This is a genomic window from Bifidobacterium sp. LH_426 (genome assembly GCF_056356875.1).
The window spans coordinates 16328-32049 of record NZ_JBKEVB010000004.1 but is presented as its reverse complement, the minus strand read 5'-3'; the positions used below and the strand labels follow the sequence as shown (position 1 = coordinate 32049).

Genomic DNA, 15722 nt, shown 5'->3' with positions numbered 1-15722 from the left:
CATGGTCGGAGGCCCGTCCGGACGATGTTCCGGGCGGGTCTCCCGTCGTTTCGCCGGCTTGCGCGGCGGTCGGCGGCACTGTCACGTGTATCCGGTGATGACATGTCGATACGCGTGGAAAACCCAAGGATTCTCAGAAATCGCTAAGACAATTAGCGTTGTTATCACAACGTTCCCTAAAGTTCATCTCAGGTCGGCGTGGGAGCGCTAACGAAACCTAACGTGGGGAATATGCAATCTGCATATATGTATATGAGAAGAGCGGGCATCGCCGCTCTAGTAGCCGCGAGCTGCTTTGCACTGACCACCCCGGCGGCCTATGCGAATGACAACCCGTCGACCCAGCCTTCCGAAACCACCATCACGTCCACCGGACTCAAGCCCGGCCAGATCAAGCACGTGTGGACCATCATCCTCGAGAACAAGTCGTATGACGCCACGTTCACCGGACTGAACCAGAACAGCTACCTGTGGAAGGAACTCCCCGCCCAGGGCGCGCTGCTCACGAACTACTACGGCACCGGCCACTACAGCATGGACAACTACATCACGCTGGTCTCCGGCCAGGCCACGTCGAAGGACCTGCAGGAGGACTGCGGTGTCCGGAACTTCGACTTCGGCAAGAACTCCGACATCATCACCGAGCACACCGGCGACAAGCAGTTCGGCCAGTACGACAACTACGGCCAGGTGAAGTCCCCGGCCGGCCCGAACGCCAAGAACGGCGACAACGGCTGCACCCTGCCGAAGGACGCCCCGACGCTGTTCAACCAGCTCGACGCCGCGGGCAAGACCTGGAAGGGCTACGCGCAGGACCTGCGCAACCAGCCCGGCCGTGAGGACGGCCTCGGCGGCGCGCCCGGCACCCGCGAGAACGACCCGACCAACAACCCGAAGACCATGACGCCCTCGGCGACCGACAAGCAGAACGGCATCACTTCGTTCACCGGCGCCCAGGCCAACGACCAGTACGTCGCCAAGCACTTCCCGTTCCCGTGGTTCCACTCCATCATCGGCGACGACAACACCGGCAACGACTCGCTGACCAAGCCGGCCAACGGCGGCACGATGACCGACGAGAACCACATCGCCAACCTCGACGACGCCAACTACGGCCTCATCGCCGACCTGAAGAAGCCCGCCGACCAGGTTCCGGCGTTCAACTGGATCACGCCGAACAACTGCTCCGATGCGCATGACGCGGTCTGCAAGGGCAACAACATGTCCGGCCTGTTCGACGACAACCTCCAGCCCGACTACACGAAGCCGCTCAACACCGCGCCGAAGAACCACACCGGCGGCCTGTACGCGGCCGACCTGTGGCTGCGCTACTACGTCCCGCTCATCGAACGCTCCGACGCGTTCAAGGACGGCGGCCTGATCGACATCACGTTCGACGAGGCGAACCCGCCGTTCTACGGCATGTCGTTCAACAACGCCACCGATGACAGTGACGTCGCGAAGGACGCCGCCAAGAACGAGCGCTACCAGTACCAGGTCCCCACCATCAAGGACTTCCAGGAAGGCTACAAGCAGTACTCCGCCGGCACCTTCCCGCAGCCCGGCCCGATGGCCAAGAACTACATCCAGGCCGATCTCGCCGGCCAGAACATCAACGGCCAGAACGTCAACTGGGAGCCGGAAGGCCCGAACACCCCGCTCGCGCAGGACGCCAACGGCAACCAGCTCTACCCGGGCTCCGGCGACAACGGCTACATCACCCGTCCGCCGTCGTGCGACGATCCGCAGGACGCCGATCTGGTGAACGCCGACAAGAGCAACTGCGTGCCCGGTGCCAAGAACACGAGCTCCGGCTTCTCCGGCGCGGATGACCTCGACGTGAGCGCCCCCGCGGGCACCGACACCATCCAGGGTTCGGTGAACGTCACCGACATCGGCCGCAAGGTCACCGGCGAGGGCATCCCCGACGGCGCCTACGTCGGCTCCGTCGTGAACGAGGGCCCGAACACCGACGACTCCAAGCCGGTCGTGGACTCCTCCTTCAAGATCGTCGACCAGCAGGGCAACCCGCTGCAGACCACCGCGGCCGTGACCAAGGTCACGCTCTCCGCGCTCGGCATCCCGGGCCACCTCAACGAGGGCGAATCCCCGCTGTCCACCTTCGACGCGCAGGATGCCACCCCCGGCGGCGGCGCCACCGGCTCCGTGCTCATCTCCCCGCTCATCAAGCCCGGCACCGTGTCCACCACGAACTACAACCACTACTCGTGGCTGCGCACCATGGAGGACATCTTCCAGGTCTCTAAGGGCACCGATACGAAGCCGCTGACCGCCGGCTCCGTCAGCGGCGGTCTCGACGGCAAGGGCCACCTCGGCTTCGCCGCGCAGGACGGCCTCACCCCGTTCGGCACCGACGTGTTCACCAACGCCGCCTCCGACAACAGCGGCAACGGTGGCAACAACGGCAACAACAATGGCAATAACAACGGCAACAACGCCGGTAATCAGTCCGGTGCCGGCAACCAGTCCGGTCAGTCCGGTCAGAACGCCGGCAAGCACCAGAACGCGAACGCCGCCGCGCAGGCCGGAGCCAAGGGCAACGGCCTGTCGCGCACGGGCGCCGCGGTGGCCGGCATCGCCGGCGCCGTGGTGGTCCTGCTCGTCGTCGCGGGCGTGACGCTGGTCCTGCGCCGTCGCCACGGAACGCGATAAGGAGGCATGATGCGCAGCAAGACCAAGACATTGCGAATCGCGGCGATTCTCCTCAGCGTGGCCGCCATGACGGCCTCGCTGGCCGCCTGCGGAGGCAGCTCGTCGGCCTCGTCCCAGTCCGTGGCGGACAGCATCGGCTCGATGCCGAGCTACCTGCCCAAGACCGACGGCACGGTGAAGACCGTCCGCGGCACGACCGGCAATCCGGCGCTGTCCTACCCGGGCAGCCCGGTGCTCGTCAAGGTCGGTGATGGCGAGGTGCGCGTCGACATCGGCGGCCCCAGCTACCCGTCCACCGGCAAGACGAACGATTCGGCCGTCCCCGCCTCGTTCCCCGTCACGATCACCAATACCGCGGCGAAGGGCGGCAAGGCCGTCTCCCTCGACAAGGCCGTGTTCGACGTGCTCGACAACGCCGGCGCCACGCACGTGCTCATCCCGACGCCCGCCCTGCCCAAGAGCCTCGCTCCCGGGCAGAAGGTCAAGGTGACGCTCCGCACGACGACGCCCAGCGGCGAAGGCCTGCTGCGGTTCCGTCCCGACGGCGGCGATTCGGCCGCCGGCTGGGACTTCATCCTGGAGATCGACTGATCTCAATCGAGATCCAGTGAAGTCGACTGAAATCGACTGAAATCGACTGAAATCGACTGAAATCGACTGAATGATCGACCGAGGCCGGCCGGACTCCCCAATCGGGCGTCCGGCCGGCCTCGTCGTTCCGTCGGAGGCCGCGTTCCCCACGGTGCGGGCGTTGGTATCATACGGTAGTCGCCGCATGACGACTTGACACGGATGATATAAGGAGTCCCAGCATGGCCCACGCCGGCAATTCCGACGACACACAGGACAACGGCCTCGAACGCAAGATGGAGTCGCGCCACCTGACGATGATCTCGCTCGGCGGCGTGATCGGCACCGGCCTGTTCGTCTCGTCCGGCTACACGATCCACCAGGCCGGCCCGCTCGGCGCGATTCTCGCGTACGCGGTCGGCTCCGTGCTCGTCTACTGCGTGATGGTCTCGCTCGGCGAACTGTCCGTCGCGATGCCGTACGCGGGCAGCTTCCACATGTACGCGAAGCGCTTCATCGGCCCCGGCACCGCGTTCGTGATCGCCGTGCTCTACTGGCTCAACTGGGCGGTGGCGCTCGCCAGCGAGTTCACGGCGGCGGGCCTGCTCATGCAACGTTGGTTCCCGGACAGCCCCGCATGGGTGTGGTCGGCGGTGTTCATCGCCGTCGTGTTCGCGCTCAACATCCTGTCCGTACGCCTCTACGGCGAGGCGGAGTTCTGGTTCGCGTCGATCAAGGTGTTCGCGATCGTCGCGTTCATCGTGATCGGCCTGCTCGCGATCTTCGGCGCGATCCCGATCGCCGGCTACGCGCATGCGCCGCTGTTCGGCAACTTCACGGCCGACGGATGGTTCCCGAACGGTTTCGCGCCCGTGTTCTCCACGCTGCTCACCGTCGTGTTCGCGTTCTCCGGCACCGAGGTGGTGGGCGTCGCGGCCGGCGAGACGAAGGATCCTTCGCGCGCGATTCCGAAGGCCGTGCACACGACCGTGCTGCGCCTCGCGATCTTCTTCATCGGTTCGATCCTCGTGATGGCCGCGTTGATCCCGTGGCACAAGGCGGGCGTGGAGACCAGTCCGTTCGTGCTCGTGTTCCAGTCGATCGGCATGCCGTTCGCCGGCGACGTGATGAACTTCGTCGTGTTGACGGCGGTGCTGTCGGCCGCGAACTCCGGTCTGTATGTGTGCTCGCGCATGGTGTGGTCGCTCGCGAAGGAGCGTCTGATTCCGGCGCGGTTCGCGAAGACGAACTTCCGCGGCGTGCCCGTGTGGGCGGTGCTGTTCTCGATGGCGGGTTCGCTGCTCGCGCTACTGTCGTCCGTGGTCGCCGCGTCCACCGTGTATCTCGTGTTGGTCGCGGTCTCCGGCCTCGCGACGCTGGTCGTGTGGTTTTCGGTATGCGTGTGCCACCTGCGGTTCCGGCGTGAGTGGAAGGCGGGCGGCCATACGGCGGAGGAGCTCGGCTACCGTGCGCCGGGATTCCCGGTATTGCCGTGGATGGCGATCGTGATGTGCATCGGCGCGCTGGTGCTCGTCGTGCTCGACGAGACGCAGCGTTCGACGTTGTTCTATATGGTCCCGTTCGTCGCGCTGTGCTACGGCGGCTACCATCTGCTGGAACGTCGGCGCGGCAGCGCCACTGGTCGGTGACGTTGCGGTGTCGTGACGGTGCAGCGCAAGAATTCCCGGGAATAATCCGTATCGTCCGGGATTCCTTGCGCTGAGACGTGGTCAGTGCAAGAAATCCCGGGAATGTGGGTCGGCTTCCGGGATTTCTTGTGCTGGGAGACGGTCAGTACAAGAAATCCGGGATGACGGGGATGTTTTCCGGGATTTCTTGCGCCGGTCGGCTTGGGAGGGACGATGATGACGATGGACGGGGGGAACGTCGGCGCGGTCGGTATTCTTGGAAGAATGAATCCTGAAGCGTTGAGCGAACTCATTTCGCGTATTGCCCACGAGCTTGTCGCCGCCGGAAAGGCCGGACAGCTCACCGAAGACCTCATCCCGCCGGTCGCCAAATTCGCCGTCATGCGTCCGAAGGACCGCGCGCACGGCGACTGGGCGTCGAACGCCGCGATGCAGCTCGCCAAGAAGGCCGGCATGAAGCCGCGCGACCTGGCCGACCTGTTCGCCGCCGAACTCACCGCCGCCGACGGCATCGCCAAGGTGGAGGTCGCCGGCCCCGGCTTCATCAACATCACCCTCGACTCCGCGTCCGCCGCGGCCGTCGTCGACGCGGTGCTCGCCGCGCCGCGCACCGACGCCGGCGTCTCCGCGTTCGGCCGCAACGACCATCTCGGCGGCGAGACCCTGAACCTCGAGTTCGTCTCCGCCAACCCGACCGGCCCGATCCACATCGGCGGCACCCGCTGGGCCGCCACCGGCGATTCGATGGCCCGCGTGCTCGAAGCCAACGGCGCGAAGGTCGTGCGCGAATACTACTTCAACGACCACGGCGAGCAGATCAACCGCTTCGCCAAGTCCCTCGTCGCCGCCTGGGCGCACGACAACGATTTGGGCGCGCAGGGCTACCAGACCGAGACCCCGTTCGACGGCTACAAGGGCGCGTACATCGACGAGATCGCCCGTCGCGTCGAGGCCGAGGCCAAGGCCGACGGCGTCGATCTGACCGCGCTGGGCCACGAGGACCAGGGCCTCAACGCGGACGGCGAGCCGATCGGCGAATCCGATTCCGAGCTGCGCGAGGAGTTCCGCAAGCGCGCCGTGCCGATGATGTTCGACGAGATCCGCAAGTCGATGAAGGACTTCCACGTCGACTTCGACGTGTGGTTCCACGAGAACAGCCTCTACCAGGACGGCGAGGTGGAGCGCGCCATCGCCGAACTGCGAGGTCGCGGCGACATCTACGAGAAGAACGGCGCCACCTGGTTCGCGTCCACCAAGCACGGCGACGACAAGGACCGCGTCATCATCAAGTCCAACGGCGAATTCGCGTACTTCGCCGCCGACATCGCCTACTACTGGAACAAGCGCCACCGCGCGCAGGACCCGGCCGACGTGGCGATCTACATGCTCGGCGCCGACCACCACGGCTACATCGGCCGCATGATGGCCATGTGCGAGGCGTTCGGCGACAAGCCGGGCGAGAACATGCAGATCCTCATCGGACAGCTCGTCAACGTGCTCAAGGACGGCAAGGCCGTGCGCATGTCCAAGCGCGCCGGCAACGTCGTCACCATCGACGACCTCGTCGACGCGATCGGCGTGGACGCGTCCCGCTACTCGCTCGCGCGCACCGACTACAACTCGCCGGTCGACATCGACCTGAACCTGCTCGCCTCCCACTCGAACGACAACCCGATGTACTACGTGCAGTACGCGCACGCGCGCTCCTGCAACGTGGACCGCAACGCGGCCGCCGCGAACGTCACCACGGAAGGTGCCAACCTCGGCCTGCTCGACACCGAGGCGGACGGCGAGGTGCTCGCCGCGCTCGCCCAGTGGCCGGCCGTCGTCAAGGAGGCCGGCGACAAGCGCGCCCCGCACCGTGTGGCCCGCTACCTCGAGGACCTCGCCGCCACCTACCACAAGTGGTACAACGTGGAGCGCGTCGTGCCGATGGACCTGACCGGACTCGAGGAGCGCGGAAGCGAAGCCGAACGCGAGGCCCTGCGCATCGCCAAGGCCCCCGAACCGGCTCGCGCCGCCGCCCGACTCAAGCTCAACGACGCCGTCCAGGCGGTCATCGCCTCCGGCCTCGACCTGCTCGGCGTCTCCGCCCCGGACAAGATGTGATCGTTCCCCCCGGCTCCCCTTGACAGGGGAGCTGTCGGCATAGCCGACTGAGGGGTAGACGAAACCTAAGGAGATTCCATGCCCATCACACCGATCTGGCCGGCCGCCTCGGCCGTCGACCCTGAAACCGGCGCGCTCACCTTCCACGGGCGCACCGCCGAATCCCTGCTCGACGAGTTCGGATCGCCGCTCTACCTCATCGACACCGACGAGGTGCGCGACCGCGCCCGTTACTTCGTCAAGGCCGCCGCCGACGCGTTCCACACGTCCACCACGCACGTGAGCTTCGCTGGCAAGGCGTTCCTCTCCAAGGAGATCGTGCGCATCGTCACCGAAGCGGGCATGCTCGTCGACACCTGCTCGATGGGCGAGATGCGGATCGCGCTCGCCGCCGGCGCGCCCGGCCGCCGCCTCGTGCTCCACGGCAACAACAAGTCCGACGAGGAGATCGCGCTCGCCATCGAGGAAGGCTTCGCGAAGATCGTCGTCGACTCGCCCGACGAGCCGGCGCGCATCGCCGCCATCGCCGAAAAGCTCGGCAAGCGCGCCAAGGTGATGCTGCGCGTCACCGCCGGCATCCACGCGGGCGGCCACGAATACATCTCCACCGCGCACGAGGACCAGAAGTTCGGCGTGCCGCTGCTGCCCGCCGGCGCGGACGCGGGCGTGCTCGGCGTGCTCGACACGCTCGCCGCCGAACCGACCGCCGCGACCCCGGCCGCGACCAACGCGCGGCTCACGCAGCGAGACGGCGCGGCCGGCGGCGAACGCGAACTGCAGTACGACGTGAAATACCCGTACGACCTGAGCCACGAGCAGGTCTCCGAGACGGACAAGGCGCTCGCCGAGGCGATGAGCACCGTGGCCGACGGTCCGGCGCTCGCCGTGCTCAAGGACATCCTCCGTCATCAGGACACGCTCGAACTGGTCGGCATCCATTCGCACATCGGCTCGAACATCCACGATGCGGACGCGTTCATCCAGGCCGCCAAGCGCATGATGCTGCTGCGCAAGACGTTCTACGCGACCGACGCGTACACGCTGCCCGAAGTCGACCTGGGCGGCGGCTACTCCGTCGCGTACACGGACGGCGAGGATTCGATGGACGTGCGCCGCGAGCTCGCGCGCCTCGCCGAGGCGGTCACGGGTATCAACCGCGCGCTCGGCATGCCCGCGCCGGCGATCAGCTTCGAGCCGGGCCGTTGGATCGTCGCGCCCGCCGGCGTGACCCTCTACCGTGTCGGCACCATCAAGCCCGTGCACCTGAGCGACGCGAAGGACAAGGCGGGCGAGCCGATTACGGAACGTGTGTACGTGTCCGTCGACGGCGGCATGAGCGACAACATCCGCCCCGCCCTGTACGGCGCCGACTACACGGCCCGTCTCGCCAACCGCCGCGGATCCGACGAGGCGATGCTCGCGCGCGTCGTTGGCATGCACTGCGAGTCCGGCGACATCGTCGTGCACGAGGTGCGGTTGCCCGCCGACCTCAAGCGAGGGGACATCCTCGCCGTGCCGGTCACCGGCGCGTACGGCCGCACGATGGCGTCGAACTACAACCAGGCGCTGATCCCGGCGGTCGTGGGCGTGGGGGAGGACGGCGCGCACGTGATGCTGCGCCGCCAGACCATCGACGACCTGCTCGCGCTCGATGTGAGCGAGTGAGGCGGAGGGCGGTCGCCCGATACCCCCTCAGTCGCGCGAAGCGCGACAGCTCCCCCTGAGAGGGGGAGCCAAGCGAATATGAACGCGGAGCGCGACAGCTCCCCCTGAGAGGGGGAGCAGGGGATGGCGACCGAGGGGTTGCGTGTCGGAAAGAGGCCGTAGGATGGACGGGTAGACTCGCCGTCCATCAGAAGGGAATTTCCGTGGCTGACCAGAACGCAACCCCCATCCGCGTCGGACTGCTGGGTGCCGGCACCGTGGGCTCGCAGACCGCACGTCTCATCGTCGAGCAGAAGGACGAGCTCGCCGCCCGCATCGGCCGTCCCATCGAGCTGACCGGCGTCGCCTGCCTCGATCCGAAGGAGACCGAGCGGTTCCCGTGGATCGACCAGTCGATCGTCACCACCGACACGATGAGCGTCGCCACGAACTCCGACATCGTCATCGAGCTGATCGGCGGCACCACCGTGGCGCGCAAGTTCGTGCTCGCCGCCATCGAATCCGGCGCGTCCGTCGTGACCGCGAACAAGGCGCTGCTCGCCAAGTACGGCCCGGAGATCTACGCGGCTGCCGAGGCCAAGGGCGTCGACATCTACTTCGAGGCGGCCGTGGGCGGCGCGATCCCGTTCCTGCGCCCGCTGCGCGAATCCCTCGTCGGCGACAAGGTGACGAGCATGCTCGGCATCGTCAACGGCACCACCAACTACATCCTCGACGAGATGACCGTCAAGGGCCTCCAGTTCGACGACGTCCTCAAGGACGCGCAGGCCAAGGGCTACGCCGAGGCCGACCCGACCGGCGACATCGAAGGCTACGACGCCGCCAACAAGGCCGCCATCATGGCCACGCTCGGCTTCCACACCGCCGTCACCATCGACGACGTCTCCGTCGAGGGCATCACCAGAATCACCGCCGACGACATCGCCGCCGCCACCGCCGAGCACAAGGTCATCAAGCTGCTCGCCGTCGTCGAGAACGGCGAGGCCGGCGTCTCCGCGCGCGTCTACCCGGCGCTCATCCCCGAGACCCATCCGCTCGCCAGCGTGCACGGCTCCTTCAACGCGATCTTCGTCAAGGCCGAGGCCGCCGACGACCTCATGTTCTACGGCCGCGGCGCCGGCGGCGCGCCGACCGCCTCCGCCGTCGTCGGCGACGTCGTCACCGTCGCCCGCCACATCGCCGCCGGCTGCACTGGTCCGTCCATCCCGCTGTACAAGGACCTGAAGAAGGCGCCGATCAACGCGACGAAGGCCGCGTTCGCCGTGCGCTTCCTCATCCACGACAAGCCGGGCGTGCTGGCCGCCATCGCCACCGAGTTCGCCCGCAACGGCGTGTCGATCAACGGCGTCAACCAGGATCTCAAGCCGTCCCTCAAGGCCCCGGGCTATGACGGTGAGGTCCAGCAGCTGCGCCTCGTCACGCACGCGACCGACGAGATCACCCTGCGCGAGACCGTCAAGGCCGTCCAGGCCCTCGACTTCGTCACCGGCCAGCCGTCCATCCTGCGCGTCCTCGACTGATTCCCAGAGGAAACCATGAATCCCATCTGCAATCAGGTCACGGTGCGCGTGCCGGCGACCAGCGCCAACCTCGGCTCCGGTTTCGACACGGTCGGTCTCGCGCTCGACTACCACGATGAACTCACGTTCACGCTGAACGACGATCCGACCGACGGCGTCGCGCACGTCATCATCCACGGCGAAGGCGAGGACACGCTGCCGCGCGACGAGACGCATCTCGTCGTCTCCACGTTCCGCCGCGCCTGCGCCACGTTCGGTCTCGGCCGGCTCGGCTTCACGCTCGAGGCGACGAACAACATCCCGCAGGCGCGCGGCATGGGCTCGTCCGCCGAGGCGATCGTCGCCGGCATCGCCGCGGCCGCCGCGTTCGCGCAGCCCGGCGCGCTCAACCGTCCGGCCATCTTCGACATGGCCGCCCAGATCGAAGGCCACCCGGACAACGTGGCGCCCGCCGTGTTCGGCGGTCTCACCGTCTCCTGGGACTTCGAGACCGCGGAGGGCGTCGGCTCGGTCGCCATCCCCGGCGGCGACCCGCTGCACGGCGGCTTCCACACGGTCAACTATCCGGTCGACAAGGCGATCACCGCCGCCGTGTTCGTGCCCGACTACGAACTGTCCACCGAGAAGGCGCGTCAGGCGCTGCCCGGCGAACTGCCGTACAAGGACGCCGTGTACAACGTCTCGCGCGTGGGGCTCCTGCCCGCCGCGATGAACCCGTCCATGCTCGCCACGACCGGCGGGGCCGCCGAGGGGGAGGGCTCCGACGCCGGCCACGAGGCGAACGCGCTGCTGTTCACCGCCACGCAGGACAAGCTGCACCAGCCGTACCGCGGCGCGCTCATGCCGCCGTCGACCGAGCTGATCCGTCTGTTCCGTTCCAAGGGGTATGCGGCCGCCGTCTCCGGCGCCGGCCCGTGCGTGCTCGTCCTGCATTACGGCGACGCGCGTGAGGCCATCGACGAGATCGCCGCCGAACAGCTCGCCTCCGGGCATTGGCGCGTCCTCCACCTGCCCATCAACACCGCCGGCGTGGAGGTCGTGCGCCGGTAGTCTCTCCCTCCGTCGCGCTTCGCGCGCCACCTCCCTCGTCAGAGGGAGGCTTCCATGATGAGGCACGGCCGCCTCCCTCGTCAGAGGGAGGCTTGTATCGAAGGAGTTTTATGTCCATTCCGCTGATTCTCGCATCGAAGTCGAAGCCGCGCCGCGACGTGCTGTATGCGGCGGGCGTGTGTCCGACGATCCGCGTCTCGCACGTCGACGAGCCGGCCGCGCTCGAGGCGGCGGCCCGCGAATCCGGCGTCGCCGTCGACGATCTCACCATCGAACGTCGCGTGACGATCCTCGCCGGCGCGAAGGCCGAGGCCGTGCATCGCGCGTATCGCGACGTCGCGGCCACGGCGTCGGCCGCGACGGGCGAACGCGTCATCGCGTACCCGTTGCGTGCGGAGAGCGTGATCGCCGCCGACGCGCGTGCCGCGGCGGCCGGCGGCGATGGCGACGCCGCTGCCGTCGACCCCGCGACCATCGACTATTCGCGCGACGAGATCGCCACGACGCGTGATTTCTCCGGCGTGGACATGCCGACCATCACCGAGCCGATCTCCAACGTGATCGCGCTGCAGCCGGGATTGACGCGCTCGACCGTCGGACCACTAATCGTCGGCTGTGATTCGATGTTCCTGCTCGACGGCGAATGCTACGGCAAACCGCACAGCGTCGACGTGGCGCGCGAACGGCTGCGCCGCATGAGCGGCGCGACCGGTGAGCTGTGGACCGGACACTGCGTGATCGACTTCGCGACCGGACGCGTCGCGCGCGGCGCGAGCCACGCGACCGTGCGTTTCGGCGAGTTCACCGACCGCGACATCGAACGCTACATTGCGACCGGCGAGCCGCTGGAGGTCGCCGGATCGTTCACGCTCGAAGGATTCGGCGGCGCGTTCATCGACTCGATCGACGGCGACCCGCACGGCATCATCGGCATCAGCCTGCCGCTGCTTCGTCGTCTCGTCGGCGAGCTCGGCGTCGACTGGACGGACCTGTGGAACGTGGCGCGCGGCGAGGACCTGCCGGGCGTGCTCGACAAGGACGGCAACGAGATCCCGCCGAAGGAGAACGTGCACCAGCCGGGTGATGGCTGGGTGGACTGCGCGTGCGGCCGCAAGCATTGGGGCGTGAACGGCGCGTCCGGCGTGCTGCTCGCCCGCCGCGACAGGACGAGCGGCGAGGTGACGCACGTCGTCATGCAGCACCGCGCGACATGGTCGGCGGAAGGCGGCACGTGGGGCATCCCCGGCGGCGCGACCGCGGACGGCGAATCGCCGATTGAAGGCGCGCTGCGCGAAAGCTTCGAGGAGGCGAACATCACCCCGGAGGATATCGAGGTGGTCGGCTCCTACCGCGAGGACCACGGGCCGTGGGCGTACACCACCGTGTTCGCGTTCGAGAAGCCGGGGCACGAGGTGCATCCGCGCGCGAACGACGACGAAAGCATGGAGATCGCCTGGGTGCCGATCGACGAGGTGCCGGACCGGAAGCTCCTCACGGCGATGAGGACCGACTGGCCGCGCTTCGACGCACGGCTCAGGGCGCTGGCCGCGGACGCGGCGAATCGGGAGCGGTAGGCGCGGCACGTTGCGGTAGGCGCGTGCCCGCGACCGTCCGGACGCCGCCGGCGCGGCATCACTGCGCCGGCGGCACCGTGCTCTCGCGGGCGACGATGCTGGTCGGCAGGATGACGTGCGGCTCCGTCTCCCGCTCCTCGCGCGTGTCGACGATCATCCGCACCGCACGCCGCCCGATCTCATCGAACGGCTGGTGCACGCTGCTCAGCGACGGCATGAGGACATCCGCGGGAAAGATGTCATCGAAGCCCAATACCGACAGCTGGCCGGGCAGCGCGATGTGGTGCTCGCGCGCGGCGCGGTAGGTGCTCACCGCGGACAGGTCGTTGCAGCAGAAGATCGCGGTGGGGCGTTCGGGCAGCTCCAGCAGTTCGCAGGCCGCGCGGTAGCTGGTCTGGGCGGGGAAGTAGTCGCCCTGCCGCACGTAGTCGTCGGGAAGCGGCACGCCGGCCTGCCGCAGCGCCGCCTCGAAGCCGTTGAACCGCGCGGTCGCGGTCTGCAGGTTCTCCGGGCCGCGTATCGCGCCGATGCGCCGGTGGCCGAGCGACGTGAGATGACGCCCCGCCTGGTAGCCGGCGGTCCAGTTGTCGATCGCCACGCTCATCACGTCGTCGTCGACCATGTCGATCGGATCGATGACGACGATCGGGATGCCGCGCGAACGCAGCAGCGACTTCGCCAGATCGTTGAGCCCGCCCATCTGCTGCATGATGACGCCCTGGGGGTTGCGGTCGATGATGCCGCGGAAGCATTCCTCGGTGGCCTCGCCGTGGTTCGTCTGCGTGACGGTGATCGCGAGGCCCTCCTGCTGGGCCCAGTACGAGGCGTATTTGATGAGCTCCATCGTGCCGTTGTGCTCGATGTACTCCACGACGAGCTCGATGGTGGGGGAGAGCTTCGTGCTCACGAGCGGGCGCGAATACCCGTGGTCGCGCAGCACCTGCTCGACCTGGCGGCGCGTCTCGTCGGAGACGCCGGGCCTGCCGTTGATGACCTTCGAGACCGTGGACGGCGTGACCGGCGGCGTGCGGCGAAACGCGTCCGCTGCGAAAGGAACATCATGAACAGGACAGACGCCATGCCGCGCATCATCATCACCGCGGGCGGCCGCACGTACGAGACGCGGGCCGTGCTGTGGGACCTCGACGGCACGCTCGTCGACTCCGACCCGATGTGGGTGGAGGCCGAACGCCGGTGCGCCGAACGCCACGGCGTCGCATGGAGCGACGCGCTGAGCCGCGCGATGACCGCCGCGCCGCTGCCCGTCTGCGCGCGCGTCCTGCGCGAGGCCGGCGTGGGGGAGAGCGCCGACGCGGTGATACAGGGGCTCGTCGCCGACGTGACCGCCATGTACGAGGCGGGCGCGGATCGCGGCGCGGGGAACGGCGCCTCCTCCATTCCGTGGACGCCGGGAGCATGGGATCTGATGCTCGCCCTGCGCGCCGCATCCGTGCCGTCCGTGCTCGTCACCGGCTCGTCGCGCTCGCTCGGGGAACGCGTCATCGCCGCCGCGCCCGCCGGCGTGTTCGCGGGACTCGTCGCCGGCGACGACGGGCTCGCGCACAAACCCGACCCCGCGCCCTACCTCGCCGGCGCACGGCTGGCCGGCGTCGATCCGCGCGACTGCCTCGTCTTCGAGGATTCGGCGGGAGGGCTGACGGCCGCGCTCGCCGCCGGAGCGCACGCGGTCGGCGTCGAGGCATGCGCGCGCGTGCCGCTGCCGCGCGACATGGGCTGCCCGATCGTGGATTCGCTGGAGGCGGTCAGCTCAGCATCGCCGCGATGACGGCGATGAAGATCGGGCTGGTCATCGTGCTCATCAGGATGCCGTCCCTCGCGAACGTGAGGCCCACGTTGTAGCGGGCCGCGTAGTTGTACACGTTCTGACCGGTCGGCAGGGCGGCGAGCACGACGCACGCGTACAGCTCCGGCCCGCGGAAGCCCATCATGAAGTAGGCGAGCAGGAACGCGATGATCGGCATCACGACGTTCTTCAGCGCCGCCACCGTGAAGATCGCGGGAATGTCGCCCTTCTGCTGCAGCGGCCTCGTGCCGTGCAGCGACATGCCGAACGCCATGAGGATCATCGGCACCGCCGACTCGCCGATCATGTTGATCGGATCGTAGATGTAGTTCGGCACGGGGAACCATCCGAGCTTCGCGTTCAACGCGGAGACCACGATGCCGAGCAGCGAGCCGATGAGCAGCGGCTGGTGCAGCGGCTGCTTCGCGATCTCCTTGAGCGACACCTTGCCCTTCGTGGTCACGTCGAGCACGGTCAGGCCGATCGGCGTGAACAGCGCCTGCTGCATGACGAGGATCGGCGCGACCAGCGCGCCGTTGCCGAGGATGTACGTGGCGACCGGCAGACCGATGTTGTTCGAGTTCAGGTACAGCGAGTTCAGCGCGCCGATCGTCGCGTCCGGGGCCTTGAGATGGAAGAACATGCGATTGAGGACGAGGAACACGACGCCGACGAGCAGCGCCGACAGGAACGCCACGATGATCGACGGGTGGAAGATGTCGAAGATCGGCTCCTTCGACAGGATCGCGAACATCAGGCACGGGCTCGACACGAAGAACGAGAAGCGGTTGAGCACCATCTGCGCGCTCGGGCCGCCGATGCGCATGCGCGCCGCCACATAGCCCACGAAAATCACGATGCCGATGACGCAGAACCCCTGCATCGCGCTCAACAGACCCGGCATACCCGTAAAGCCCCCTCGTCGTCCTTATCGATTCTTCGATTTCCTATGAACCAGTCACCTTGAGTGTGGCACAACGCCTCGCCCTCCGCCCTGAAATCTCACCCAATGGCCGGGACGTGCGGCGGAACCCCCTCAGTCTCGCTACGCGAGCCAGCTCCCCCTCAAAGGGGGAGCAAGGAGTCAGTATGCTGCTCCCCCTTCAGG

11 protein-coding genes are annotated in these 15722 nt (G+C 67.6%); 9 read left to right on the top strand and 2 right to left on the bottom strand.

All coding sequences use genetic code 11. From position 1 onward, the window contains the following. Nucleotides 1–246 precede the first annotated feature (246 nt). The 8 genes from AC1AYD_RS05265 (at nt 247) to AC1AYD_RS05230 (ending at nt 12810) form a co-directional block, all read left to right on the top strand. The gene (locus tag AC1AYD_RS05265) at nt 247–2673 is read left to right on the top strand and encodes an alkaline phosphatase family protein (protein WP_476544800.1); all 2427 of its coding nucleotides are present in this window, start codon (nt 247–249) and stop codon (nt 2671–2673) included. Nucleotides 2674–2679: 6 nt separating this feature from the next. Continuing rightward, the gene (locus AC1AYD_RS05260; protein WP_476532611.1) at nt 2680–3264 is read left to right on the top strand and encodes a hypothetical protein; all 585 of its coding nucleotides are present in this window, start codon (nt 2680–2682) and stop codon (nt 3262–3264) included. Nucleotides 3265–3485: 221 nt separating this feature from the next. Next, complete coding sequence (locus AC1AYD_RS05255) at nt 3486–4892, top strand: amino acid permease (protein WP_476544799.1); 1407 nt, start codon at nt 3486–3488, stop codon at nt 4890–4892. A gap of 264 nt (nt 4893–5156) precedes the next feature. After that, complete coding sequence (gene argS, locus AC1AYD_RS05250; protein ID WP_476544798.1) at nt 5157–7001, top strand: arginine--tRNA ligase; 1845 nt, start codon at nt 5157–5159, stop codon at nt 6999–7001. Between the two features lie 78 nt (nt 7002–7079). Next, nucleotides 7080–8666: a diaminopimelate decarboxylase family protein gene (locus AC1AYD_RS05245; RefSeq protein WP_476544797.1), complete on the top strand. Its 1587-nt coding sequence runs from the start codon at nt 7080–7082 to the stop codon at nt 8664–8666. 203 nt (nt 8667–8869) lie between these two features. Then, nucleotides 8870–10186, top strand: coding sequence for a homoserine dehydrogenase (locus tag AC1AYD_RS05240; protein ID WP_476532607.1), 1317 nt, complete (start codon nt 8870–8872; stop codon nt 10184–10186). A gap of 15 nt (nt 10187–10201) precedes the next feature. Continuing rightward, nucleotides 10202–11236 (top strand): homoserine kinase, encoded by a 1035-nt coding sequence (locus AC1AYD_RS05235; RefSeq protein ID WP_476544796.1) that lies wholly within the window; start codon nt 10202–10204, stop codon nt 11234–11236. Between the two features lie 110 nt (nt 11237–11346). After that, the gene (locus AC1AYD_RS05230; RefSeq protein WP_476544795.1) at nt 11347–12810 is read left to right on the top strand and encodes a Maf family protein; all 1464 of its coding nucleotides are present in this window, start codon (nt 11347–11349) and stop codon (nt 12808–12810) included. Nucleotides 12811–12868: 58 nt separating this feature from the next. On the opposite strand, the gene AC1AYD_RS05225 is transcribed toward AC1AYD_RS05230, so the two are convergent. Next, on the bottom strand, nt 12869–13654 hold the full coding sequence (locus AC1AYD_RS05225; protein WP_476544841.1) for a substrate-binding domain-containing protein: 786 nt from the start codon (nt 13652–13654) through the stop codon (nt 12869–12871). 216 nt (nt 13655–13870) lie between these two features. Between AC1AYD_RS05225 and AC1AYD_RS05220 the strand changes: the two genes are divergently transcribed. After that, nucleotides 13871–14596 (top strand): HAD family hydrolase, encoded by a 726-nt coding sequence (locus AC1AYD_RS05220; RefSeq protein WP_476502730.1) that lies wholly within the window; start codon nt 13871–13873, stop codon nt 14594–14596. Here the strand turns inward: AC1AYD_RS05220 and AC1AYD_RS05215 are convergent. Beyond that, nucleotides 14574–15518 (bottom strand): AEC family transporter, encoded by a 945-nt coding sequence (locus AC1AYD_RS05215; RefSeq protein ID WP_476502729.1) that lies wholly within the window; start codon nt 15516–15518, stop codon nt 14574–14576. The two genes, AC1AYD_RS05220 and AC1AYD_RS05215, sit on opposite strands and share 23 nt — an antisense overlap. Between the last annotated feature and the right edge of the window lie 204 nt (nt 15519–15722).